General features: G+C 68.8%; 17 protein-coding genes. 7 read left to right on the top strand and 10 right to left on the bottom strand.

Features of this window, described 5'->3' with window-relative positions:
- The first annotated feature begins 185 nt into the window (after nucleotides 1–185).
- Together ACFWZ3_RS12470 and ACFWZ3_RS12475 are read left to right on the top strand one after the other, a co-directional pair.
- Entirely contained in the window at nucleotides 186–1,568 is a 1,383-nt protein-coding gene (locus ACFWZ3_RS12470; protein WP_439708041.1) for a sigma-54-dependent transcriptional regulator, read from the top strand.
- Nucleotides 1,555–2,919, top strand: coding sequence for a sensor histidine kinase (locus ACFWZ3_RS12475; protein WP_439708042.1), 1,365 nt, complete (start codon nucleotides 1,555–1,557; stop codon nucleotides 2,917–2,919). The genes ACFWZ3_RS12470 and ACFWZ3_RS12475 overlap by 14 nt, the downstream gene beginning before the upstream one ends.
- Nucleotides 2,920–3,260: 341 nt before the next feature.
- On the opposite strand, the gene ACFWZ3_RS12480 is transcribed toward ACFWZ3_RS12475, so the two are convergent.
- Nucleotides 3,261–5,123 (bottom strand): ATP-binding cassette domain-containing protein, encoded by a 1,863-nt coding sequence (locus ACFWZ3_RS12480; RefSeq protein WP_439708043.1) that lies wholly within the window; start codon nucleotides 5,121–5,123, stop codon nucleotides 3,261–3,263.
- 158 nt (nucleotides 5,124–5,281) lie between these two features.
- Between ACFWZ3_RS12480 and ACFWZ3_RS12485 the strand changes: the two genes are divergently transcribed.
- The 4 genes from ACFWZ3_RS12485 (at nucleotide 5,282) to ACFWZ3_RS12500 (ending at nucleotide 12,871) form a co-directional block, all read left to right on the top strand.
- A complete protein-coding gene (locus tag ACFWZ3_RS12485) occupies nucleotides 5,282–6,358 on the top strand; it encodes a glycosyltransferase family 4 protein (RefSeq protein WP_439708044.1) in 1,077 nt (358 codons plus the stop codon).
- Nucleotides 6,355–8,487, top strand: coding sequence for an amylo-alpha-1,6-glucosidase (locus ACFWZ3_RS12490; protein ID WP_439708045.1), 2,133 nt, complete (start codon nucleotides 6,355–6,357; stop codon nucleotides 8,485–8,487). Before ACFWZ3_RS12485 ends, ACFWZ3_RS12490 begins: the two co-directional genes overlap by 4 nt.
- Before the next feature lie 241 nt (nucleotides 8,488–8,728).
- Complete coding sequence (locus ACFWZ3_RS12495) at nucleotides 8,729–11,605, top strand: protein kinase domain-containing protein (RefSeq protein ID WP_439708046.1); 2,877 nt, start codon at nucleotides 8,729–8,731, stop codon at nucleotides 11,603–11,605.
- Between the two features lie 213 nt (nucleotides 11,606–11,818).
- Nucleotides 11,819–12,871 carry a D-alanyl-D-alanine carboxypeptidase family protein gene (locus ACFWZ3_RS12500; RefSeq protein WP_439708047.1) on the top strand — a complete coding sequence of 351 codons (1,053 nt, stop codon included), beginning with the start codon at nucleotides 11,819–11,821 and terminating at the stop codon, nucleotides 12,869–12,871.
- A 75-nt stretch (nucleotides 12,872–12,946) separates the two neighbouring features.
- Here ACFWZ3_RS12500 and metK read toward each other — a convergent pair whose 3' ends face one another.
- From metK to ACFWZ3_RS12540, 8 genes are all read right to left on the bottom strand, one after another.
- On the bottom strand, nucleotides 12,947–14,158 hold the full coding sequence (gene metK, locus ACFWZ3_RS12505) for a methionine adenosyltransferase (RefSeq protein WP_439708048.1): 1,212 nt from the start codon (nucleotides 14,156–14,158) through the stop codon (nucleotides 12,947–12,949).
- Between the two features lie 491 nt (nucleotides 14,159–14,649).
- A complete protein-coding gene (gene dusB / locus ACFWZ3_RS12510) occupies nucleotides 14,650–15,642 on the bottom strand; it encodes a tRNA dihydrouridine synthase DusB (protein ID WP_439708049.1) in 993 nt (330 codons plus the stop codon).
- A 91-nt stretch (nucleotides 15,643–15,733) separates the two neighbouring features.
- Entirely contained in the window at nucleotides 15,734–16,675 is a 942-nt protein-coding gene (locus ACFWZ3_RS12515; protein ID WP_439708050.1) for a phosphatidate cytidylyltransferase, read from the bottom strand.
- Nucleotides 16,672–17,271 carry a lysophospholipid acyltransferase family protein gene (locus ACFWZ3_RS12520; RefSeq protein WP_439708051.1) on the bottom strand — a complete coding sequence of 200 codons (600 nt, stop codon included), beginning with the start codon at nucleotides 17,269–17,271 and terminating at the stop codon, nucleotides 16,672–16,674. The genes ACFWZ3_RS12515 and ACFWZ3_RS12520 overlap by 4 nt, the downstream gene beginning before the upstream one ends.
- Nucleotides 17,268–17,888 (bottom strand): CDP-alcohol phosphatidyltransferase family protein, encoded by a 621-nt coding sequence (locus tag ACFWZ3_RS12525; RefSeq protein WP_439708052.1) that lies wholly within the window; start codon nucleotides 17,886–17,888, stop codon nucleotides 17,268–17,270. The genes ACFWZ3_RS12520 and ACFWZ3_RS12525 overlap by 4 nt, the downstream gene beginning before the upstream one ends.
- A gap of 61 nt (nucleotides 17,889–17,949) precedes the next feature.
- Nucleotides 17,950–19,068, bottom strand: coding sequence for a PepSY-associated TM helix domain-containing protein (locus ACFWZ3_RS12530; protein WP_439708053.1), 1,119 nt, complete (start codon nucleotides 19,066–19,068; stop codon nucleotides 17,950–17,952).
- A gap of 2 nt (nucleotides 19,069–19,070) precedes the next feature.
- Entirely contained in the window at nucleotides 19,071–21,185 is a 2,115-nt protein-coding gene (locus ACFWZ3_RS12535; protein ID WP_439708054.1) for a TonB-dependent receptor, read from the bottom strand.
- A gap of 109 nt (nucleotides 21,186–21,294) precedes the next feature.
- Entirely contained in the window at nucleotides 21,295–22,563 is a 1,269-nt protein-coding gene (locus ACFWZ3_RS12540) for a nucleoside permease (protein WP_439708055.1), read from the bottom strand.
- Between the two features lie 200 nt (nucleotides 22,564–22,763).
- Between ACFWZ3_RS12540 and rhtC the strand changes: the two genes are divergently transcribed.
- Nucleotides 22,764–23,387, top strand: a complete 624-nt coding sequence (gene rhtC, locus ACFWZ3_RS12545) for a threonine export protein RhtC (protein ID WP_439708056.1) — start codon at nucleotides 22,764–22,766, stop codon at nucleotides 23,385–23,387.
- A gap of 68 nt (nucleotides 23,388–23,455) precedes the next feature.
- On the opposite strand, the gene ACFWZ3_RS12550 is transcribed toward rhtC, so the two are convergent.
- Nucleotides 23,456–24,046 (bottom strand): uracil-DNA glycosylase family protein, encoded by a 591-nt coding sequence (locus ACFWZ3_RS12550; protein ID WP_439708057.1) that lies wholly within the window; start codon nucleotides 24,044–24,046, stop codon nucleotides 23,456–23,458.
- Between the last annotated feature and the right edge of the window lie 55 nt (nucleotides 24,047–24,101).

The raw sequence follows: 24,101 nt of genomic DNA on the forward strand, positions 1-24,101 counted from the left end.
TGCCCTGCTCCCTCTCCCTCGGAGATAGGGGGTGAGGGGAACGGCTGACCCCGAATCACATCTGGCGAATTTGGCTGTTCGAAACCTTCGCGAACCAGCGCCGTGGCGAGCCCTCACCCCAGGCCGCCTCGCGGGGGCGCCGCGCCGCCCGGCGCTATGCTGCAGATTGGAAACCAGGCAACCGCATGACCAAACCCGATCCCACCGTGTTGCTGGCCGACGACCAGGCCGACGTGCGCGAAGCGTTGCGCCTGCTGCTCAAGTCCGACGGCCTCGCCAGCGTAGCCGCCGACGGTCCGGCCGCGGTGCTGGATCTCCTGCGCAAACGCGAGTTCGCCTGCGCGCTGATCGACCTCAACTACACCCGCGACACGACCTCCGGCGAGGAAGGACTCGAGCTGCTGGCGCGCCTGCGCGAACAGGCCCCGGATCTGCCGGTGGTGGTGATGACCGCCTGGGGCAACGTGCCGCTGGCCGTGGAGGCCATGCGCCGGGGCGCTGCCGACTTCATCGAAAAGCCGTGGGACAACGCACGCCTGCTGCGCGTGTTGCGCGCGCAGATCGCGATTGCCGAGGGCACGCGCCGGCAGCGCCGGCTGGAGGCGGAGAACGCGCTGCTGCGCGGCTCGTCCGAGGTGATCGCCCAATCGTCCGCGATGCGCCGCGTGCTGGAACTGGTCGCGCGCATCGCGCCCAGCGACGCCAACGTGCTGGTGCTCGGCGAGAACGGCACCGGCAAGGGCGTGATCGCCCAGTTGTTGCACGAGCACTCGGCGCGGGCCGCGCGCTCGCTGGTCAAGGTGAACATGGGCGGCATCGCCGAGAGCGTGTTCGAGTCGGAAATGTTCGGCCACGTGCGCGGCGCCTACACCGACGCCAAGGGCGAGCGCATCGGCCGCTTCGAACTGGCCGACGGCGGCACGCTGTTCCTGGACGAGGTCGGTAACGTGCCGGCCCCGCAGCAGCCCAAGCTGCTCCGCGTGCTGGAGGACGGCGAGTTCGAGCGGCTCGGTTCCTCGCGCACGCAGAAGGTCGACGTGCGGCTGGTGTCGGCCACCAACGCCGATCTGGATGCCGACGTGGCCGCCGGCCGCTTCCGCAAGGATCTGCTCTATCGCCTCAATACGCTGGAAGTCCGCCTGCCGCCGCTGCGCGAGCGCGGCGAGGACATCCTGCCGCTGGCCCGGGCGTTCCTGGCGCGCAGCGCGCAGCGCTACGGCCGCGACGACCTGCGACTGGCGGCTTCGGCCGAGCGCGCATTGCTCGCCTGGGCCTGGCCGGGCAACGTGCGCGAACTGCAGCACCTGATGGAGCGTGCCGCGCTGCTGGCCGAACGCGACCAGGTGGACGCCGCGACGCTCAATTTCGGCGTCGCCGCCCAGGCGTCGGCGGACCTCGACGGCATGACCCTGGAGCAGGCGGAAGCCTGGCTGGTCGCCCGCGCGGTCGAGCGCCACGAGGGCAACCTGCAGCGCGCGGCCGAGGCGCTGGGTATCACCCGCCAATCGTTGTATCGGCGACTGGAGAAGCACGACCTGCGCGCGGCCGGCACCGATGGCGAAAATTGACCCGTCGTCCGCGCGCACCGGGCGCATGCCGCGCTTCGAGCGGCGTGTGCTCGGCGGCAGCCTGCTGATGGCCGTGCCCGCACTGCTGGCCCTGCTGCTGCTCGTGGCACACCCGCTGAAAGAGACGGCCCTGCGCTGGGTGCTGCTCGCAGGCGCCGCGGCCATCACCATCGCGCTGGCGCGGTGGCAGTACCGCCGCGTGGTGTTTCCGCTGTACACGTTGGCCGGCCTGCTCGAAGCCCTGCGCGAGGGCGACTACAGCCTGCGCGGCGTGCAGGGCGGGGTACTCGGCGACGTGGTCTACGACATCAACGCCCTGGCCGAACGGCTGCAGCAGGAGCGGTTGGCGTTCGAGGAATCGGCACACCTCCTGGGCAAGACGCTGGCGGCGCTGGACAGCGCAGTGTTCGTGTTCGACGAGGCGCACAGGCTGCGCCTGGTCAACCCAGCCGGGCAGCGCCTGCTCGATGCCGAACGCCACCGCCTGTTCGGCCTGAGTGCGGCCGAGTTGGGCCTCGCCGGCCTGCTGGAAGGCCCATCCGACCAGGTTGCGCTGCACACGTTTCCCGGCCGCAGCGGCCGCTTCCAGGTGCGCCATGCGGCGCTGCGAAGCGGTGGCCGCGGCGGGTGGCTGCTGGTGATCAATGACGTTGGCCGCGTGCTGCGCGAGGAAGAACGCGCCGCCTGGCAGCGCCTGCTGCGCGTGCTCGGGCACGAGGTGAACAACTCGCTGGCGCCGATCCAGTCGATGGCCGGCACGCTGGCGACCCTGGCCGCGCGCGATCCGTTGCCGGAGGACTGGCGCGAGGATTTCCGCAGCGGGCTGGACGTGATCGGCAACCGCGCCGGCGCGCTGGCGCGTTTCCTCACCGGCTACGGCACGCTGGCGCGGCTGCCGGTACCGCAACGCGGGCCGCTGGACCTGCGGGAGCTGGTCGGCAAGGTTGCGCGCTTGCCGCTGGCGCACCCGGGCGACCGGCAGGTCACGCCGGAAGAGGGCGCGCCGCTGCTGGTCGACGGCGATGCCGACCAACTGGAGCAGGCCCTGATCAACCTGGTACGCAACGCTGCAGAAGCGGCCAGAGGCGAGGTCCGTGTGCGCTGGCGCCGGCGCGGCGAACGGGCCGTGGTCGAGGTCGAGGACGACGGGCCGGGACCGCCGCCGAGCGAGAACCTGTTCATCCCGTTCTTCACCACCAAGCCCGGCGGTTCCGGCATCGGCCTGGCGCTGGCACGGCAGATCGCCGAAGCGCACGACGGCGGCGTAACGCTGACCGCGCGCGACGACGGCAAGCCGGGCGCGCTGGCGTGCCTGTGGCTGCCTACCCGGTCCGAAAGCGGGTCCCTGTAGGAGCGCACCCGTGCGCGCCTTGATCGGGAAGCGAGCTAGCAGCGCCCGTAGGCGGTGCATCCGGGCTCTTGCAGGTGCTCGCGCGTTTGAGCCCTCTCCCCGGAGGGGAGAGGGTTGGGTGAGGGGTCGGGGCTCGCGGGGAAGTTCGTCCGGTGTGTTGGAGCGAAGGAAGCGCGACCAGTGGCGGCCATGTCGCGAGCGTGGCCCCTCTCCCCTGAGGGGAGACGGAGCTAATAACAACAACAACGGCAACCCTCGAGCTTGCTCCGCCGCACGCGGTGTATCCGCTCCTACAAGTGCGCGCGCGTCTTTAGCCCTCGCCCCTCCCGGGGGAGCCAGGCTCAGCCTTCCAGCTCGCTCCAGCGCGCGTAGGCGGTGTCGAGCTCGGCCTGGAGCTTCGCGATCGTCTCGTTGGCCTGCACGATGGCGGTGCTGTCCTGCTGGAAGAACGCCGGCTCGTTCATGGCAGCGGTACGCGCGGCGATTTCCGTTTCCAACTGCTCGATGCGTGCCGGCAACTGTTCCAGTTCGCGCTGCTCCTTGAAGTTCAGCTTGCGACGTGCCGCAGCGGGCGCGGGTGCGGGTGCAGCCGGCACTGCGGCGCTCTTCGCCAAGGCGGGCGCCGGTGCCGCGGGACGCTGGCGCAGCCAGTCGCTGTAGCCGCCCACGTACTCGCCGACCTTGCCCTCGCCCTCGAGCACCAGCGTGCTGGACACCACGTTATCCAGGAACGCACGGTCGTGCGAGACCAGCAGCAGCGTGCCCTGGTATTCGGTCAGCAGTTCTTCCAGCAGCTCCAGCGTTTCGACGTCCAGGTCGTTGGTCGGTTCGTCCATCACCAGCAGGTTGGACGGCTGGGCGAACAGCTTGGCCAGCAGCAGGCGGTTGCGCTCGCCGCCGGAGAGGCGGGTGATCGGCGCGCGTGCCCGCTCGGGCGAGAACAGGAAGTCCTGCAGGTAACCGATGACGTGCTTGCGCTGCCCGCCGAGCTCGATGTATTCGCGGCCCTGCGCCACGTTGTCCAACGCGTTGAGCCGCTCGTCCAGCTGCACGCGATGCTGGTCGAAGTACGCGATCTGGATGCCGGTGCCGAGCTCCACCGTGCCGCGCTCGGGCGTGAGCTCGCCGAGCATGATCTTCAGCAGCGTGCTCTTGCCGGCGCCGTTGGGCCCGATGATGCCGATGCGGTCGCCGCGCATCACCGTGGTCGACAGGTCGTCGATCAGCACGCGCCCGCCGTAGGCCTGGTGCACATGGTCGAGCTCGATGACCTTTTTGCCCGAGGCCTGCGCGTTGGCCAGCGTCATCTTCGCGTTGCCGGACAGTTCGCGCCGCTCGGCGCGCTCGCGGCGCATCGCCTTGAGCGCGCGCACGCGGCCTTCGTTGCGGGTACGCCGGGCCTTGATGCCCTGGCGGATCCACACTTCTTCCTGCGCCAGCTTGCGGTCGAAATGCGCGTTGGCCTGGGCCTCCGCGTGCAGGCGTTCCTCGCGGCGGCGCAGGTAGTTGTCGTAGTCGCCCGGCCAGTCGGTGAGCTGGCCGCGGTCGATCTCCACGATGCGCGTGGCCAGCGCGCGCAGGAAACTGCGATCGTGGGTGACGAACACGATCGAACCATCAAAGGACTTCAGGAAGCCCTCGAGCCAGTCGATCGCCTCGATGTCCAGGTGGTTGGTCGGCTCGTCGAGCAGCAGCACGTCCGGCTTCTGCACCAGCGCCTGCGCCAGCAGCACGCGTCGCTTCATGCCGCCGGAGAGCGCGGCGAAGTCGGTCTCGCCAGGCAGCTCGAGCCGCGCGATCACCTCGTTCACCCGGCGGTCAAGATCCCAGCCCTGGCGCGCTTCGATCTCGTGCTGCACCTCGCCGAGCGCGTCAAGGTCGCCAGCGGCCAGCAAATGGTGGTAACGCGCCAGCAAGTGGCCCAGATCGCCCAGGCCTTCGGCGACCACGTCGAACACTGAGCCGGCCGTGGACTGCGGCACTTCCTGCGCCATGCGCGCCACGATGGTGCCGTTCTGCACCCTCACTTCACCGTCGTCGGGGTGCAATTCCCCGGCGATCAACTTCATCAAAGTGGATTTCCCTTCGCCATTGCGGCCGACCACGCAGACGCGTTCACCGCGCTCGATCGACAGGTCGACATCGGCAAGCAGAAGGGGACCGCCGATACTGAAATCGACGCGCTGCAATTGGATCAGGGACATCCGCCAATTCTAGACGATGCGGTCCGGGCGATGTGGCCGGGACGGGCAGCCAGGACGTGGTGCCGGCGGCGGCCACGACCTCCGGGCAAGGCGGATGCAGCGTGCACAAGGCCCATTCATGGTGTGGTCGGCCTGGAGGCGCCGCGCCGAGGATCCCCATGCGCATCGCCCAGATCACCCCCCTCTGCGAATCGGTCCCACCGCGCCTTTATGGAGGCACCGAACGCATAGTCGCCTGGCTTGCCGACACCCTGGTGGAGCTGGGGCACGAGGTCACCCTGTTTGCCAGCGCCGATGCGCGCACCCGCGCGGAACTGGTGGCGGTGCGCGACCAGGCGATCCGGCTCGACCCTGCGCTGCTGAAATCGGAACTGGCCGCCCACCTGTCGATGTTGCAGGAGGTCCGTCGCCGCGCCGACGAATTCGACGTGCTGCATTTCCATGTCGACATGCTGCATTTCCCCATGTTCGAGGATTGCGCCGGCCGCACGCTGACCACGCTGCACGGGCGGCTGGACCTGAAGGATCTGGCCGAGGTGTACCGGCGCTGGCCGCACTTTCCGCTGGTGTCGATTTCGCACCACCAGCGCCAGCCGCTGCACTTCGCCAACTGGGCGGGCACGGTGCATCACGGTTTGCCCGAGGACCTGCACCGCCCGCACCCGCGGCCGAACGGTCGCTACCTGGCTTTCCTGGGCCGCATTTCGCCTGAGAAGCGGCCCGACCGAGCCATCGCGATCGCGCGCGCCAGCGGCATGCCACTGAAGATCGCCGCCAAGGTCGACCTGGCCGACCGCGCTTATTTCCATGAGGAGATCCAGCCGTTGCTGGATGACCCGCTGGTCGAGTTCGTCGGCGAGATCGGCGATGCGGACAAAGAGGATTTCCTCGGCAACGCCGCCGCGCTGCTGTTCCCGATCGACTGGCCCGAGCCGTTCGGCCTGGTGATGATCGAGGCGATGGCCTGCAGCACGCCGGTGATCGCCTGGCGCTGCGGCTCGGTGCCCGAGGTGGTCGACGAGGGCGTCAGTGGCTTCATCGTCGAAAGCGAGGCCGAGGCGGTGGAGGCGGTGCGCCGGCTCCCGCAGATCGACCGGCGGCAGGTGCGCGCCTGCTTCGAACGGCGCTTCTCGGCCGAGATCATGGCAAGCAACTACGTGGATCTTTACGAACGACGCTGCCGCGTCGCACCGGCGCTGCCGGCGTGGCCGGTGGCCTGGGAGGCGGCACGATGAGCGAAGCGACGCAAGACGACGAAACCCCCTCGGCAGGCACCTCGCGCGGGCAATACTCGCTCAAGTCCGGGGACACTTTCGTCGTGTGCGATGCGTTCGGCGACATCCGCGGCCATTCCAGCGGCCTGTTCCACAACGACACGCGGCTGCTGTCCGCCTTCACGCTGGACCTGGGCGGCAAGCCACCTTCGCTGCTCAGCGCGGCGATCTCCCACGACAACGTACTGTTCACCGCCAACCTGTCCAACAAGCCGCTGCCGCCCATGGGCGAGCGCGCCACGCCACAGGGGGTGATCCACCTGCAGCGCACGCGTTTCCTGTGGGACGCACGGATGTACGAGCGCATCGCCTGCGTCAACTACGGCGATAGCGAGGTGCAGGTGACGCTGACACTGCATTTCGCCGCCGACTTCCGCGACATCTTCGAGGTGCGCGGCACGCCGCGGCGCAAGCGCGGCGCACTGCATCCGCCCAAGGTCGGCGAGAGCTCGGTGGCGTTGCGCTACGACGGGCTCGACGGCGTGGCGCGCTGCTCGGTGATCTGCCTTTCGATCCCGCCGGACCGGCTCGATGGCGGCACCGCCGAGCTTGCGTTGACACTGCCGCGGCTGAGCAACACCGAGCTTTACGTGGAGGTCGGTCCCGACCGCGTCGAACCCAGTCGCCAGCGCTATCGCGCCGCCGCGGCCAAGGCCCGCCGCGCGATGCGCCGTCGCCGCGGGCACGGCGCCCGTCCGCGCAGCAACGCGCGGCTGTTCAACGCGTGGCTGGAGCGCTCGCGCGCGGACATCGCGTTGCTGGTCAGCGAGTTCCCGACCGGGCCCTATCCGTGCGCGGGCATCCCGTGGTTCGCCACGCCGTTCGGGCGCGACGGCATCATCACGGCGCTGCAACTGCTGTGGCTGGATGCCGGCCTTGCCCGCGGCGTACTGGGCTACCTCGCCGAGCACCAGGCGCACGAGACCTCGGCGTTCCGCGATTCCGCGCCGGGCAAGATCATGCACGAGACGCGCAAGAGCGAGATGGCGGAGCTGGGCGAAGTGCCGTTCGGGCGCTACTACGGCGGCGTCGACACCACGCCCCTGTACGTGATGCTCGCCGGCGCGTATGCCGAGCGCACCGGCGACGACGTCTTCGTCGACAAGCTGTGGCCCGCGCTCACCGCCGCGATGGGCTGGATCGAACGTACCTGCGACCGCGACCCGCACGGCTTCCTGACCTACGCGCAGGGCGAGAAGGGCGGCCTGCTCAACCAGGGCTGGAAGGACAGCGAGGATTCGGTGTTCCACGCCGACGGACGCATTCCGCCGGCGCCGATCGCGTTGGTGGAAGTACAGGGCTACGTGTATGCCGCACTCATCGCCATGGCCCGCCTGGCCGAGCGGCGCGGCGACGACGAGTCGGCGGCGACCTGGCGCCACCGTGCGCTGGCCATGCGCAAGGCGGTCGAGGAGCTGTTCTGGGACGAGGAAATGTGCAACTACGGCATCGCCCGCGACGGCGACGATTCGCTGTGCCGCGTGCGTGCGTCCAACGTCGGCCACCTGCTCTACGTGGGCCTGCCCAAGCTGTGGCGGGCGAAGAAAGTGATCCGCCAGTTTCGCTCCGCGCCGTTCGACAGCGGCTGGGGCGTACGCACGCTGGCCATGCAGCAGGCACGCTACAACCCGATGTCCTACCACGACGGCTCGGTGTGGCCGCACGACGTGGCGATCTGCGCCGCCGGCATGGCCCACTACGGCGAACGCGAGGACGCGGTGCGCCTGCTCGGCGAGACGTTCGAGGCAGCGGTGCACTTCGGCATGCGGCTGCCGGAGCTGTTCTGCGGTTTCCCACGCGCCACCGGCGAGCCGCCGATCGCCTACCCGGTCGCCTGCCTGCCGCAGGCCTGGGCCGCCGGTTCGGTGTTCATGATGTTGCAGGCCTGCCTGGGCGTGACCGTGGACGGCTGCCGCGGCGAGGTGCGCATCGATCGGCCGCGCCTGCCCGAGGGGGTGGACCGGCTGACCCTGCACCGCCTGGACGTCGGCGGCGACACCATCGACCTGGGCTTCGAGCGGATCGGCTCGCGCACCGTCGCCTTCCGCGCCGGCGGTTCGGCGGACGTGCGGATCCTCGCCAAGGTCTGAGCACTGCGCGGGACCTCCGCCATCGCGCTCCGGGCACTTTCCCCGTAAACGGGAGCACAAGGCGCAGCACCTCCCCTCCGAGCCTTCCCCTGCGAACGCGGGCGAAGGTGCCGACAGGCGGATGGGGGCGCCTTTGCGCAGAGGCCGGGGACAGGTTCATGACCTGGCCGCCCTGCGTGTCACGACATGTGATTTCTGCGTGAAACTGGCGCCATAATCCCCGCCTGGATGGGGGGATCGCATGGCAGGGCAGCTGACCGATCGCTACGTCGAAGCCAAGCGCATCGCCATGGCGGCGATGGACGTGCATGCGTCCGCGCGCGATGCGCTCATCGACGAGCACGTGGGCAAGGACGCCGAACTCGCGCGCGAGGTGCGCTGGATGCTCGAGGCGATCGAGCGCACGCATACCGCCACGCTGCCGTTTTCGCCAGCGGCCGTCCCGCCCGACCTCAGCGGCCAGAAGACGCAGGCCACCGCACCGCGCAACTACCGCATCCTGCGCCTGCTCGGCGAGGGCGGCATGGGCATGGTCTACCTGGCCGAGCGCTGCGACGATGGCTTCACCCAGCAGGTCGCGCTGAAGTTCCTGAACGCATCCGCCCAGGGCTCGCCGATCCTGCACGAGCGTTTCGGCCAGGAACGCCGGCTGCTGGCGCGGCTGGAACACCCCGGCATTGCGCGCCTGCTCGACGGTGGCGTCATGGACGGCGGCCAGCCGTTCCTGGCGATGGAATACGTCGAGGGCCGTCGCATCGACGAGTGGTGCGACGCGCACGCGCTGTCGCTCAACGAACGCATCGTGCTGTTCCTCAAGGTATGCGACGCGGTCGAGTTCGCCCATCGCAACCTGGTGATCCATCGCGACATCAAGCCGGCCAACATCCTGGTTACCGCCGACGGCGTTCCCAAATTGCTGGACTTCGGCATCGCGCGCCTTATCGAGGAGGGTGGGCAGGTGCTCGCCACGGCCACCGCGGCGCACGCGCTGACGTTGGCCTACGCCAGCCCCGAGCAGATCGAGCAGCAACCATTGACCACCGGCGCGGACGTCTATTCGCTCGGCGTCGTGTTGTACCAGCTGATCGCCGGGCGCCGGCCCTACCAGCACCTGGTCACGCCGCACCTGTTGTCCAACGCGATCATCGGCGGCCAGGTGGAAGCGCCCAGCCGCAGCCTGCGCGCGGTGCCGGCCAACCAGCGCCGGGCGTGGAAGTCCATCCCCGCGGACGTCGATGCGATCGTGCTCAAGGCGTTGCGCCGGCAGGTCAGCCAGCGCTACGCGACCGTCGCCGAATTCGCCCAGGACCTGCGCCATTACCTCGGACACCGTCCGGTCAAGGCGCGCCGCGGCCGCCAGTGGTACCGGCTGCACCGTTACGTCCAGCGCAACCGCTGGCCGCTGGCGGCCGCGGGCATGGTGCTGGCCGCGGTGCTGGCCGGGCTCACCGCCTCGCTCTTCGCGCTGGCGCAGACACGCGCGGCACAGCGGCTGGCCGAGCAGCGTCAGCACGATCTGGAACGCATGGTCGATTTCCAGCAATCCATGTTGCAGAGCGTGGACATCGACGCGATGGGGCACGCGCTGACCCGCGACGAGCGCATCCGCGTACTCGCGCGCTTCGATGCGCTGGACAAACAGGCCATCGATCGCAAGCAGCTGGAGCAGGCGCTGGCCGGCATCGACGCCTCGGGATCGGCGAGCGCTGCGCTGGATACCTATGTGGTGAGCCATGCGCTGGCCCGGCTCGATCGCGATTTCGCCGACTCGCCGCTGCTGGCCGCCGACATGCGGCAGTCGCTGGCGCGGGTGCTGCTGACCATCGGCAGCTATGCGCACGCGGCCGAGGAGCTGCGCAGCGTCGTGAAGGTGCGCCTGCAGCGCCTGCCCGCCGACGACAAGGCGCTGGTGTCCGCGCGTGCCGATCTGGCCGATGCGCTGTACCGCAGCGGCCAGCTGGACCAGGCGGCGCAGGTGTACGACGCTGCGCTACCGGCGGCAGCGGACCTGTCGCCGGCCGATCCGCTGCAGGTGGCCGTACTCTCCGGGCGGGCACGCGTGCTTGCCGCGCAGGGCCACCTCGGACAGGCACTGAACCGGCAGGAAGCGCTTTACGCCGGACTGGCGCCACGCCTGCCCGCCACCGACGAAGGCCTGCTGCGGCTGCGCCGTGACCGCGTCGAAACGCTTACCCAATTGGGCCAGCGCGACCGCGCGCGGGCAGAGCTGGAATACCTGGTGCCGCTGTATCGGAAGGCGTTCGGTGCCGAACATCCGGAAACGCTGGCCACCACGCTCACCCTGGCCCGGCTGCTGTTCTCGCAGGAAAACAAATATGAGCGATCGCTCGCACTGGCGCAGGACGTGGCGGCGATCCGCCAGCGCCGCCTGGGCGCCGACCATCCGCTGACCCTGCAGGCACGCGCGCTGGCGGCATCGAACGAGGTGCGCCTGGCGCTCGACCCGACGACCCTGGCGCAGGTGCACGCGCGCCTGGACACGATCATCCAGGCCTACCGGCGCGTGCTCGGACCGGACAATCCGCAAACGCTCGATGCCATGACCGACATGGTGCGATTGCTGTCCAAGCAGGACCGCTACCCCGCGGCCATCGCCATGGAGCGCGAGATCCTGGCGGGGCGCACGCGCACGCTGGGCCCGGACCATTTCAGCACCCTGTACGCGCAAGGCAGCCTCGCCAGCCTGCTGTGCGGGGACGGCCAGTACGCCGAGGCCAGCAAGCAGGGCGAACAGGTGCTCGACGCGCTGCGCCGCCAATTGGGCGAGGATCACCGGATGACATTGGCGACCTACGACCTGATCGGCCGCATCGAGGCCGGTGCCGGCCATTGGCTGCGCGCGCGCGATGCCCATGCCAGGGCGCTGGAAGGCCGCGCCCGCACGCTGGGCGACACCGACGCGCAAACCATCGAGAGTGCCTCGCGGCTGTACGTGGTGTTGCGCAAGCTGCACGATGCGGCGGGCGCGCGGCACGTGCTCACCACCTACCTGCAGCCGGTGATCGCGATGAAGCCCGAAACGCTCAACGCCGGCATGCGCAGCGTGCGAGAAGAAGCGCTGGAGGCCGTCGGCGACGAGTCCACGGGTAGCGACTGAGAGTTGGCATCGCGCCTCCCGGATGTGCGGTCGCCCGCGGCGGGAAATCACGGCGACGAACAAGCGAGCTCGACCGGATAGATTCGACACCTTGAAACAAAATCTCGCCGCAACAGCCATTTGCAGGACGAACTTCTGGCTATTCGGAGGCACCCTGCATTAAGGTTAGTCCAACGCTACATGACGTCGTCGGCGGCGGCGGGGAACAACGGTGTGAATTCAGAATCGCTTTCGCTCAACAGGCTCGGCGCCCTGTGGATGGTCGCCCTGTTGTGGCTGGTCGCCAGCGTGGCCCACGCCGGCCAGGCGGCCATCGTGGTGGACGCCACCACCGGACGCGTGCTGGGGCAGGTCAATGCCGACGAGCAGAACTACCCGGCCTCGCTGACCAAGATGATGACGCTCTATCTCACCTTCCGTGAGTTGAAAGCCGGTCGTCTCACGCTCGAGGACAACCTGCCGGTGTCCCGCTGGGCGTCCAACCGGGAACCGAGCAAGCTCGGCCTGCGCCCCGGGCAGAACATCTCGGTGCAGGATTGCATCCTGGCGATGGTGACCAAGTCGGCCAACGACGCGGCTTCCGTGGCGGCCGAAAGCATCGGCGGTTCGGAAGCGGGCTTCGCCGACATGATGAATGCGCAGGCGGCGCTGCTGGGCATGGCCAGTACGCATTTCGACAACGCCTCGGGCCTGCCCGACCCGAAGAACTATTCGACCGCGCGCGACCTGTTGACCCTGGCCATGGCGCTGTACCGCGACTTCCCGCAGTACGCGCACTACTTCTCGACCACGGAATTCACGTTCCAGGGGCGCGTAGTGCATGGTCACAACCACCTGATGGAACGCTACGAGGGCATGGACGGCCTGAAGACCGGTTATATCGCGGCCTCGGGTTTCAACCTCGCCTCCACTGCCGTGCGCGATGGCCACCGCCTGTTCGCCGTCGTGCTGGGTGGTCGTACCGCGGCCAAGCGCGACCGGCTGATGGCGAGTTTGCTCGATGCCGGCTTCGAACAGAGCGAAGCGGCTGCTGCACTGGTTGCCGCCGGCCAACCGACCACGGGTGTGGCCCACCGCGTGCTGGCCGCACTTTCGCCGATTGCCAACGCCGAGGCCGATCCGGCGCCGGCTGCGGTCACGCGACACGCCAAACGGCATGGCAAGACGGCCACGGCGCGTCGATCCAGCCACCGCGCGAGCCATCACCGGGTCAAGCTGGCTGATCGCAAGAGCAAGCACGCGGCCGCCAAGGGCGGCGACGACTGAGGCTGGGCCAAACGCTCTGACGCACATAAAAAAACCCGCGGCAGGCCGCGGGTTTTTTGTCACCGGGGGAGGCGCTTACTTGCGCTTGCCGCCCAGCCCGGCGTCGGCGCGCAGCGCCTCGGCCTTGTCGGTCTTCTCCCACGAGAACGCGGTGAAGGTCGAGCCATCGGCCGCCTTCATCTCGTAGGGCTGGCGGCCGAAGTGGCCGTAGCTGGCGGTCTGCTGGTACATCGGGTGGATCAGGTCGAGCATCTTGATGATGCCGTACGGGCGCAGGTCGAAATGCTTGCGGATCAGCTTCTCGATCTTCTCGTCCGGAATCTTGCCGGTGCCGAAGGTGGTCACCGAGATCGAGGTCGGCTCGGCCACGCCGATGGCGTAGGACACCTGCACCTCGCAGCGGTCGGCCAGGCCGGCGGCCACGACGTTCTTGGCGACGTAACGCGCCGCATAGGCGGCCGAACGATCGACCTTGGACGGATCCTTGCCCGAGAACGCGCCGCCGCCGTGGCGGGCCCAGCCGCCGTAGGTGTCGACGATGATCTTGCGGCCGGTCAGGCCGCAGTCGCCCACCGGGCCACCGATCACGAACTTGCCGGTCGGGTTGATGTGGAACTTGGTGCCCTTGTGCAGCAGCTTGGCCGGCAGCACTGGCTTGAGGATCTCCTCGCGTACCGCTTCGACCAGGTCCTTCTGCTTGATGCCTGGGTCGTGCTGGGTCGAGAGCACCACGGCGTCGATGGCGACCGCCACGTCGTTCTCGTAGCGCAGGGTCACCTGGCTCTTGGCATCCGGGCGCAGCCACGGCAAGGCTGAGTTCTTCTTCTTGCGGATCTTGGCCTGCTGCTCGACCAGGCGGTGCGAGTAGTAGATCGCCGCCGGCATGAAGTCCTTCGTTTCATTGGTGGCGTAGCCGAACATCAGGCCCTGGTCGCCGGCGCCCTGTTCCTCGGGCTTCTTGCGGTCCACGCCCTGGTTGATGTCGGGCGACTGCTTGCCGATCAGGTTGAGCACGCCGCAGGTGGCGCCGTCGAAGCCGACTTCGGAGGAGTCATAGCCGATGTCCAGGATCACCTTGCGGGTCAGGCCCTCCAGGTCGATCCAGGCGGAGGTGGTGATCTCGCCGGCGACGATCGCCACGCCGGTCTTCACCATCGTCTCGCACGCCACGCGCGCACGCGGGTCCTGCGCGAGGATCGCGTCGAGGACGGCGTCGGAGATCTGGTCGGCGACCTTGTCGGGATGGCCTTCGGAGACCGACTCGGAGGTGAAGAGGTAGTTGCTCATCGCGGGTTATATCCTTCCTTTCGGATACAGAGATAAAGAAGCCGCGCATGATACACGCGGCCGCGGCGGATTGCAGGCCAGCGTACTACCCCGGAGTGAAGGTTTCATGCCCGTTCAGGCGGCGGACGGCTGGACGGCCAAACGCACGGTTGCGCGGAAAACCACATGCCCGACCCTTCCCCTGCAACGCGGCGGAAGGTGTCGACAGGCGGATGGGGGCGATCCTGGCCGAGTTGCAATGGAGTCCTCCGCAAGCTCGCCCCCATCCGCCCTCCGGGCACCTTCCCCCGTGGAACGGGGGAAGGCTCGATACGTCGCGGCGCGCTGGGCGCTGGTGCGCGGAGATTCGATCCGATCCTTCCCCCGCAACGCGGGAGAAGGTGTCGACAGGCGGATGGGGGCGCTCTTGGCCGAGTTGCAGTGGAGTCCTCCGCAAGCTCGCCCCCATCCGCCCTCCGGGCACCGTCCCCCGTGGAACGGGGAACGCTCGATTACGCGGCGAAGCGCTGCGGTGTACCCGAGGCGAGCGATTCGAAGTATTCGTGGGTCAGGCGCAATTGTTCGGCCGCGCTCTCGGCCCGGTTGACCACGTGCCGGAAGGCCGCATTCTCCGGCCGGTTCTTGGCGTACCAGCCCAGGTGCTTGCGCGCGATGCGCACGCCGGCGTGCTCGCCGTAGAAGGCGTACAGGTGTTCCAGGTGGCCGAGCAGGATCGCGCCGACCTCGGCCGGCGTGGGCTCGGGCAGCTTCTCGCCGGTGGCGAGATAGTGCGCGACCTCGCGGAAGATCCACGGCCGCCCCTGCGCACCGCGGCCGATCATCAGGGCATCGGCACCGGTCATGTCGAGTACGTGGCGGGCGCGCTCGGGGCTGGTGATGTCGCCGTTGGCGAGCACCGGGATGCGCACTGCGGCCTTTACCGCAGCAATGGTGTCGTACTCGGCCTCGCCCTCGTACTTGTCGGCGCGCGTGCGCCCGTGCACCGACAGCGCCGCGATGCCGGCGTCCTCGGCGATGTGCGCGATGTTCAGCGCATTGCGATGCTCGCGGTCCCAGCCGGTGCGGATCTTCAAGGTCACCGGCACCTCGACCGCGTCGGCCACCGCCTTGCAGATGCGCGCTACCAGCGGCTCGTCCTGCAGCAGCGCCGAACCCGACCACACGTTGCAGACCTTCTTGGCCGGGCAACCCATGTTGATGTCGATGATCTGCGCCCCGTTGGCGACGTTGAAACGCGCCGCCTCGGCCAGCATGCCCGGGTCGTAGCCGGCGATCTGCACACTGACCGGTTCCGGTTCGCCGGCGTGATCCATGCGGTGCAGCGACTTGCGCGTGTGCCAGAGCTTGGGATCGGCGGTGGTCATTTCCGACACGGCCAGCCCCGCGCCCAGCCGTTTGCACAGCAGGCGGAAAGGCTTGTCGGTGACCCCGGCCATGGGCGCGAGCACCACGGGCGGGTCGATGCGGTAGGGGCCGATCTGCATCCGGCCATTGTACGGGGTCCCGTTGGACGGGCTTCAGTCCACCGCTTTTCTGAAGCCGGGATGGTGGGCTGAAGCCCACCCTACGAGGGCATTACATCAGCGCATAGTGCACCACGTGGAAGAACACCGGCGCGGCAAAGCTTACCGAGTCGAGCCGGTCGAGCATGCCGCCATGCCCCTCGATCATGTGCCCCCAGTCCTTGGCGCCCAGGCTGCGCTTGACCGCCGACAGCGCCAGTCCGCCGAGGAAACCGGCGATCACGATGATCAGCGACATCCCGGCCGAACCCCAGAACGAGAACGGGGTGATCCACCACAGCCCCGCGCCCACCGCCACGGCCGCCAGCCCGCCGCCAACCAGCCCCTCGACCGTCTTGGACGGGCTCACCGAGGGCGCCAGCTTGTGCCGTCCGAACAGCTTGCCGAACACGTACTGGAACACGTCGCTGATCTGCACCACCAGCAGCAGGTAAAGCAGCAGCAGGAGGTTCTGTCCCTCGTAACCGGGCACGTGCAGCAGCAACACCGCCGGCGCGTAGCTGATGCAGTACACGGTGAGCATCAGGCCCCACTGGATCTTGGTGGTGCGCTCCAGGAACGATTCGGTATCGCCATCCAGTGCGGTGATCGCCGGCAGCAGCAGGAAGCCATAGACCGGGATGCAGATCGCGAACAATCCGTACCAGTCGATGCCGATCAGCCAGTACTGCAGCGGAATGGCGAGGTAGAAGCACAGCACCAGCGGCAGGTGGTCGCCGCGGCGGGTCGGCGTGAGCGTCAGGAACTCGCGCAGCGCGAAGAACGAGGCCAGCGCGAACAGCACCAGCGTGGCGATCCGCCCGAGCAGGAAGCACGCGCACAGGATCGCCACCATCCACCACCAGGCGCCGATGCGGGCGTTCAGGTTGGCGATCACCTCGCGCGAGCCGTCGCTGCGCGCGCGCCGTGCCAGTGCCCAGCCGACCAGGCTCGCCAGCACCAGCAGCGCCAGTACGGCGCCCATCACGGTCCAGAATTTCTGTTGGGGACTCATGCCAGTTCCACCACCGCCGCGTGGGCGCGTTGCAGGAAGCTTTCCTTCTCCTCGCCCTCGGCCAGCCGCAGCGCGCGGCCGAAGCGCACCATGCAGGTCAGCGGCACCGGCAGCAGGCTGCCCTTGGGCATCGCGCGGTGCAGCGTGTCCAGGTAGACCGCCACCAGCTCGGCCTGCGGGTGGCGCTGGGCCAGGTGGTAGAGGCCGGCCTTGAACGGCTGCGGCAGGGGATCCGGGCTGCGCGTGCCTTCGGGGAAGATGATCAGCGAGTCGCCCGCGGCCAGGGCGGCGCACAGGGGTTCGAGCGGGTCGCCTTCGCGGCGCTCGCGGTCACGCTCGATGTAGACGGCGCGGAAGCCGTGCTCGGCGATGAAGCCGCGCAGCCCGCCCTTGCCCCAGTAGTCGCGCGCGGCAACCGGTCGCGTGCGCTGGCGCAGCAGCGGCGGCAACGCGGCCCACAGCGCCAGCGTGTCCAGGTGGCTGCTGTGGTTGGCGAAGTAGATGCGCTGCACGGGCGTGGGCTCGCAGCCGAGCCAGCGGCCGTGTGCGCCGACCAGCAGGCGCACCAGACCGACCAGGATGCGCGAGGTGATCATGCGCCGGTGCCTTTAAGCCGCGCGGCGATCGCGCGGGTGCGCGTCATGCAGGTGAGCGTCGAACCGGTGGCAATGATCACCGCGGTCACCAGCAGGATCGGCTGGCGCCACGTTGGCAACAGCGCCGCCAGCACCAGCGCGAGGCCCAGCAGCCACATGCGGTGCGGTTTGGCCATCGGTCCGCGGAAGTCCTGCGCCTGCCCCAGCGCGCCGCCGAGCACCCGGATGTAGGCGGTGAGCGCCGCCAGCAACGCGGCCAGCCAGCCGAGCCAGGGCAGGGCGATCGCGTAGCCCAGCGCGACCAAGAACAAGGAATCGGCCAGCCGGTCGGGCAACTCGTTGTACAGCGCCCCGGTCGCCGTGCCCTTGCCGCCTTCGACGGCGACCATGCCGTCGAACAGGTTGCACAGCAGCCGCAGCAGGATGGCCAGCGCGCACGCGAGCGCGCCGAGGCCGCCGGGCAGGGCGAGCAGCGCCCAGGCGCCGGCCAGCGCGAACAGCACGCTGAGCACCGAGATCTGGTTGGGCGTCAGCCGGCTGCGCGCCAACGCCGTGGCGATGCGTTGCGCCCAGCCGCTGCCGCGCACGGCAATCGGGCGTCGATTGGCGTCCTGCATGGCGTGTCCCCCGTGGCCAGCGCGCATGCTAGCGCGGCTGCGGGGACGCGGTTTGTCGGCCTCAGCCGCGGCGTCTCGTGCGCGCGCGCCAGAACAGGAAGCCGGTCACCAGGAAGAACGGCGGCAGCAGGCCGGACACGATCACCAGTGTGCGCCAGAGCGGTCCGGTAGTGCCGGCGTGCAGCGGGTAAATCGCATTGTTCACCTGCACGCCGGTGTCGGCGCGGGTGGCGTCCGATACGCCCAGCACGCGCGCCTGGTACGGGTCGACCCAGAGGGTGCTCCGGCCGGTCGGGTTCCACTCGCCCGGCATGCGCACGCGCAGGGTCACGCGGCCGTCGCGCTGGTTGGGGAAGGAAACCCGGCCCAGTGTCGCTCCCGGCAACGCCTGGCGCGCCGCGGCCAGTACCGCGGGCCAGGCGATCGGCCCGCGCCGCAAGGCGATGGCCGCTGGCTGCGGCGGCTCGGGCGTGTCGGCGAACAGGCCCTGCAGTGCCTTGCGGGTGCCGCCGTGGTAGCACATCAGCGTGCCGGTGAGGGTCACCAGCAGCACCACTGGCAGGCTCAGCGCGCCGAAGCTGCGGTGCCAGGTCAGCCAACGCCGCACCGGCGGCTGCGCGTGGGGCTTCAGGTGCGCCAGGAAGCGGCCGCGCCCGGGCCACCACAGCACGACGCCCGAGACCAGCAGGAACAGGCTGAACCAGCCGACGACGCCGAGCCAGGTTTCGCCCGCGCGGCCGGCGAGCAGATGCGTATGCCAGTCGCGCAGGGCGAGCAGCACGTCGTTGTCCGGCGTGCGGGTGAGCAGCAGATCACCGCTGGCCGGATCGAGGTAGCGACGGACACCGCCGTTGAAGAAGAGCTGCCATACGGGCAGCTCGGCATCCGGAAAGTCGGCGCTGCGCAGACCTTGTGGCGACCAGTCGCGCGCAACGCGCTCGAGCACCGCCGCTTCCTGCGTCGGCGTGGGCAAGCTGTGCGCGGCGAGTTGCGGATGCAGCGCGCGCAGCATCGGTCCCTGCAGCGCCAGCACGCTGCCGCTCAGCGCAATCAGGGCGAACACCGTGCCCAGGCTCAGGCCCAGCCAAAGGTGCAGTTTGCGCAGCCAGTGGCGCAGGCTGAAGGCGGAACGCGCCGGCGCAACCTGGTGGACGGTATCGTGCCCGACTCTATCGAGCATGCTCAGAACACCTGCTGCCAGGTAAGCGAGACCGTGCGGCCACGGCCGGCGAAGTAGGAGTCGTCGTCGCCCACGGTCTGCGAGACGTAGTTGATGTACTGCTGGTTGGCGAGGTTCTGCACGCCCAGGGTCCAGTCGCCGGCGGCGCCGGCGTGCCACTTCACGTAGGCGTCGGCGGTGACGTAGCCGTCGAAGTGCGCGGTGCGCTCGCCCAGCGTGGCGAAATCGCGGCCGGCCAGGCGCGAGAGCTGCAGGTAGCTCGACAGCGCGTCGCTCCAGCGCTGGGTCCACGCGAGGTTCAGGCGGTCCGGCGCGATGTTGGCGCCGTCCAGGTCCGAATCCACCTGGCCATCGCCGTCGCGATCGGAGCGGCCATGGTTGATCGCATAAGACGTGTCGATCCGCGTGCCCTCGCGCGGCGTCCAGCCGGCGCGCGCCTCCCATCCGCTGATCTCGGTGCGCTGGCGGGTCACGTTGTAAACCTGGTTGGGTGCGTCGAACACCAGCAGGGCGCCCAGCTTGGAGGTCGAGGTCCAGTAGCTGACGCGTGCATTGAAGGCCGCGCCCGCGTACTCGGCACCGACTTCGCGGTTGTCCGACACCACTGGCTTCAGGTCGAGGAACTCGCCCACGCGCTGGCCCGGCACGCTGATCGCGCGCAACACGCGGCCGACGTCGGGCAAGGTGTAGCCCTCGGCGTAGCTGGCGAACAGGTTGAGCGCGTCGGTGAGGTACCAGACCGCGCCGATGTTGGGCAGCGTTTTCTTGAAACTGCGCGAGCCGCCCCCGACGGTCACGCCGCCGTAGGACGCCAGCGTGCGGAAGGTCGGCACGTCCAGCCGGCCGTGCTCCTGGCGCAGGCCCGCGTTGATCGACAGCGCCTGCAGCGGCCAGTACTCGGCCTGCAGGAACGGCGCCCAGCCGGTGTAGGTGCTTTCGGGCACCCAGTCGCGGCCGGTCTGCGCCAGCGACTGGTGGGTGCGGTCGCGGTAGCCGTCGGCACCGGCCAGCACACTCAGCGTGCCGTCGAGCAGGCCGCGGCGCGACCACGACAGCCGCGCGCCATCCTTCACCGACTCGTTCTGCGACTGATCGAACACCAGCGGGCCGTAGGCCGGATCCTGAAAGGTGCCGAAGGTGCCGCCGCCGAAGAGCTCGCGGTTGCGCTGGTGATAGAGCTGCGCGCGCAGCTCGCCGTCGGCCAGGTGCGGGTCGCGGTAGTCCAGGCTGGTGGTGAGCACGCGGTTGCGCGGTGCCAGCCCCGGCTGCTTCTGGCGCACCGAGGTGGTCGGGATGCCGGCATCCATGTCGCCGGAGATGGCGATGTAGTCGCCGTTGCCTTCCAGGTCGAAGCGGTTGGCGGTGAGCTGCAGGCGGCGTTCGCCGACGAAGGTGTAGCCGAGCTTGGCGAAGCCGTCCCAGCTCTTCGAATCCATCAGGTCGCCCTGGGTGCCATCCACGCCGATCAGCCGGCCGTGCGCATCGGAGTACATGCCGCGCTTGCGCCAGGAAGCGCCGGCGACCAGGTCGAACGCGCCGGAGCGCGCGCCGATCAGCCATGCACCCCCGTAGCCCAGGCCTTCGGCGCCCTGCGTGGGCGCGCTGGCGTCCAGCGTGATTTCCTGGCGAATGCCGTCCTTCGCCGGCGCGTGCTTGGTGATGATGTTGATGATGCCGCCGGCGGCGCCCAAGCCCTGCAGCGAGTTGGAGCCTTCGACGATCTCGATGCGCTCGATCATCGCCGTGTCGATGGTGTAGCCGTCGCGCGAGCCGTTGCGCAGCGGGCTGGACTGCGGCACGCCATCGATCATGTACAGCGGGTTGCGCCCGCGCAGGGTCTGCCCGCGCACCGAGAGCTTCTGCGTCGAGGGCGCGAAGGAGGGCACCAGTGCGCCGATCGCGTCGCCCAGGTCTGGCGTGATGGCCAGCTGGTTGGCGAGGTCCTGATGGTCGATAACGGTGATCGTCATCGGCAGCGCGCCCTGGCTGCGCGGCAGGCGCAGGGTGCTCTCGGAGACCTCGACCCGCTCGAGATTAGTCGCCTGCTGTGCGTCCGCGGCGTGCAGTGGAGCGGCCAGGGCCAGGGCGAGCGCGAGCGGGCGTACGGACGACGACATGACAGCCTCCAGTGGGGAAGGCTGTGCATGCTAATGAAAATGATTCTCAACAACAAGCAAGAAGTTGCGGGCCATGTGCCTCCCCTGCGTGCAGGGTAAGGAGGGCGCGTCAGATCCCCGCTTGCTGTCCCAGGTTCGCCCGCGCCGCGTTCTCCGGGATGTGCTTGTGGCGGAACAGGATGACGAACAGCACCGCCACCACCAGCGCGTAGCCGGCGAAGCTCAGCCAGATGCCATGCCACTGCAGCGCACCGTCGGGCGCGGTGAAGAAATGCTCGATCACCTGGCCACTGATGGAACTGCCCAGCACCGCGCCCACGCCATTGGTCATCAGCATGAACAGGCCCTGCGCGCTGGCGCGGATCTTCGGATCGGCCTGGCCCTCGACGAACAAGGAGCCGGAGATGTTGAAGAAGTCGAACGCCATGCCGTAGACGATGTTGGACATGATGATCATCCACAGCAGTTCTGCCGGGTTGCCGTAGGCGAACAGGCCGAAGCGCAGCACCCAGGCGACCATGCTGATCAGCATCACCTTCTTGATGCCGAAGCGCTTGAGGAAGAACGGAATGGCCAGAATGAACAGCGTTTCGGACATCTGCGAGATCGACAGCACGATGTTCGGGTAACGCACCGTCAGCAGGCCCTTGTACGCCTCGACCTTGCCGAAGTCGTGCAGGAACGTGTCGCCGTAGGCGTTGGTCAGCTGCAGCGCGGCGCCCAGCGCCATCGCGAACAGGAAGAACACCGCCATCTTGTAGTTCTTGAACAGCGCGAACGAACGCAGGCCCAGCACGTCGATCAGCGAGGTGTGGCGGGTGTCGCGCGGCGGGCAGGCCGGCAGCGAGAATGAGTACAGGCCCAGCAGCACGGCGGCGATGGCCGCGATGCGGAACTGGTCGGGCGAGGTTTCGATATGCAGCAGGCTGATCGCCCACATCGCCACGATGAAGCCGACCGTGCCCCACACGCGGATCGGCGGATACACCTTGACGATATCCACGCCCTCGGTCTTGAGCGCGTTGTAGGCCACCGTGATCGAGAGCGCGATCGTCGGCATGTAGAAGCACATGTTGACCAGCATCACCCAGAACAGCGTGGCCGGGTTGTCGATCGTCGGCACGATGAACAGCATCAGCGCGCCGCCCAGGTGCAGCACGCCGTACAGGCGCTCGGCGTTGATCCATTTGTCCGCGATGATGCCGGTGATCGCCGGCATGAACAGCGAGGCGATGCCCATGGTGGAGAAGATCGCGCCGAACTCGGCGCCGCCCCAGTGGCGGGTCTGGAACCAGTAGGCGCCGATGGTGGTGAGCCACGAACCCCACACGAAGAACTGCAGGAAGTTCATCACGATCAGACGCAGCTTGATGTTCATGGTGCAAAGTCCCGCATGTGCTTTTCCCCTGCAAAAGCCGCGGGACGTGCGCCCTGGCTGCAAAGTCAGGCAGGTTAGAGAAAGGGATGCGGGCGGGCAAGGCACGGCGCAGCGCGTCGTCCATGACCTGGCGCAGCTTGCGGCTGCCGGTGGAAGGGTTGGCGGCATAAACTCCGACGATCATCCCGCGGATCCGGACCGTGCACCTCTTCCTCACCATCGCCATCGTCCACCTGGTCGCGCTGCTCAGCCCGGGCCCGGATTTCTTCTTCGTCTCGCAGACCGCGGTGAGCCGCTCGCGCAAGCAGGCGTTGTTCGGCGTGCTGGGCATCACCCTCGGGATCACGCTGTGGTCGGCGCTGGCGTTGCTCGGCCTGCAGCTGGTGCTGCACCGGCTGGCGTGGCTGCAGCAGGTGGTCGCCATCGCCGGCGGCCTGTACCTGACGTGGATGGGGCTGCGCATGCTGCGCGGGGCGTTCGCGCACGCGCCGGCGACGCATGGCGAGGCGAGGGCCACGCCGGGCGGGGAGCTGGCCACGCTGCGCGCGGGGCTGCTGACCAACCTGGCGAACCCCAAGGTCGTGGTCTATTTCGGCAGCGTGTTCTCCGCCTTTCTGGGCGACCGGGTGGATGCGGCCACGCGCTGGGGCCTGTGGGGGCTGATCATCGCCGAGACGTTCATCTGGTTCGCGCTGGTGGCAGCGTTCTTTGCCTTGCCGGCGATGCGCCGCGGTTACCTGCGGCTTGCGCGGTGGATCGACGGCCTCGCCGGCGCGGTGTTCATCGCCTTCGGCCTGCACCTCATCTTCGCCCGCCGCGGCTGATTTGCAGGGGTGTAAGGTGGGCTTCAGCCCACCGCTCCGATCGGGCGCCTGGTGGGCTGAAGCCCACCCTACGAGTGCAACGCGCGAATGACGCGTTCGCGCAATACCGGCAGCAGTTCCTCCGCGAACCACGGGTTGCGCCGGGTCCAGATCTGGTTGCGCGGGCTCGGATGCGGCAGCGGCAGCACGCCGCGGGCCAGGTGCCTGCGCCAGTCGCGCACGGTGTCGGTGAGGTTCGCGCCTGCCTGCGCGCCAAGCAGCCCGACCTGGGCGTAGCGGCCGATCGCCAGGGTCAGGTCCACCTTCTTAAGCAGCGGCAGCAGCCGCGGATGCCAGGCCGGCGCGCACTCGCGCCGCGGTGGCAGGTCGGCCCCGCGCGCGCTGCCGGGGAAGCAGAATCCCATCGGCACGATCGCCACGCGGCGGGCGTCGTAGAAGGTGGGTTTGTCGATGCCGAGCCAGTCACGCAGGCGCTCGCCGCTCAGGTCGTCGAACGGCACGCCGCTCGCGTGCACCTTGCGGCCGGGGGCTTGGCTGACGATCAACAGTCGTGCGGTTGCCGAGGCCTGCAGTACCGGGCGCACGCCGTGCGCCAGATCGGCGGCGCAGAGCTGGCAGGCGCGGATTTCGGTGAGAAGACGATCGAGGGCGGAGGGCATCGGGAAATGGTGGCACAGCTTGCCGGCGGCCAATCTTCTTCGTGGCATCCGGGCA

This window comes from Frateuria sp. GZRR35 (assembly GCF_051900415.1).
Classification (GTDB): Bacteria; Pseudomonadota; Gammaproteobacteria; order Xanthomonadales; family Rhodanobacteraceae; genus Frateuria_A.

Excerpts from the sequence above, each read along its gene's own strand:
- ACFWZ3_RS12470 (WP_439708041.1), top strand. The coding sequence starts at position 186 with ATGACCAAACCCGATCCCACCGTGTTGCTGGCCGACGACCAGGCCGAC.
- ACFWZ3_RS12475 (WP_439708042.1), top strand. The coding sequence starts at position 1,555 with ATGGCGAAAATTGACCCGTCGTCCGCGCGCACCGGGCGCATGCCGCGC.
- ACFWZ3_RS12480 (WP_439708043.1), bottom strand. The coding sequence starts at position 5,123 with ATGTCCCTGATCCAATTGCAGCGCGTCGATTTCAGTATCGGCGGTCCC.
- ACFWZ3_RS12485 (WP_439708044.1), top strand. The coding sequence starts at position 5,282 with ATGCGCATCGCCCAGATCACCCCCCTCTGCGAATCGGTCCCACCGCGC.
- ACFWZ3_RS12490 (WP_439708045.1), top strand. The coding sequence starts at position 6,355 with ATGAGCGAAGCGACGCAAGACGACGAAACCCCCTCGGCAGGCACCTCG.
- ACFWZ3_RS12495 (WP_439708046.1), top strand. The coding sequence starts at position 8,729 with ATGGCAGGGCAGCTGACCGATCGCTACGTCGAAGCCAAGCGCATCGCC.
- metK (WP_439708048.1), bottom strand. The coding sequence starts at position 14,158 with ATGAGCAACTACCTCTTCACCTCCGAGTCGGTCTCCGAAGGCCATCCC.
- dusB (WP_439708049.1), bottom strand. The coding sequence starts at position 15,642 with ATGCAGATCGGCCCCTACCGCATCGACCCGCCCGTGGTGCTCGCGCCC.
- ACFWZ3_RS12515 (WP_439708050.1), bottom strand. The coding sequence starts at position 16,675 with ATGAGTCCCCAACAGAAATTCTGGACCGTGATGGGCGCCGTACTGGCG.
- ACFWZ3_RS12520 (WP_439708051.1), bottom strand. The coding sequence starts at position 17,271 with ATGATCACCTCGCGCATCCTGGTCGGTCTGGTGCGCCTGCTGGTCGGC.
- ACFWZ3_RS12525 (WP_439708052.1), bottom strand. The coding sequence starts at position 17,888 with ATGCAGGACGCCAATCGACGCCCGATTGCCGTGCGCGGCAGCGGCTGG.
- ACFWZ3_RS12530 (WP_439708053.1), bottom strand. The coding sequence starts at position 19,068 with ATGCTCGATAGAGTCGGGCACGATACCGTCCACCAGGTTGCGCCGGCG.
- ACFWZ3_RS12535 (WP_439708054.1), bottom strand. The coding sequence starts at position 21,185 with ATGTCGTCGTCCGTACGCCCGCTCGCGCTCGCCCTGGCCCTGGCCGCT.
- ACFWZ3_RS12540 (WP_439708055.1), bottom strand. The coding sequence starts at position 22,563 with ATGAACATCAAGCTGCGTCTGATCGTGATGAACTTCCTGCAGTTCTTC.
- ACFWZ3_RS12550 (WP_439708057.1), bottom strand. The coding sequence starts at position 24,046 with ATGCCCTCCGCCCTCGATCGTCTTCTCACCGAAATCCGCGCCTGCCAG.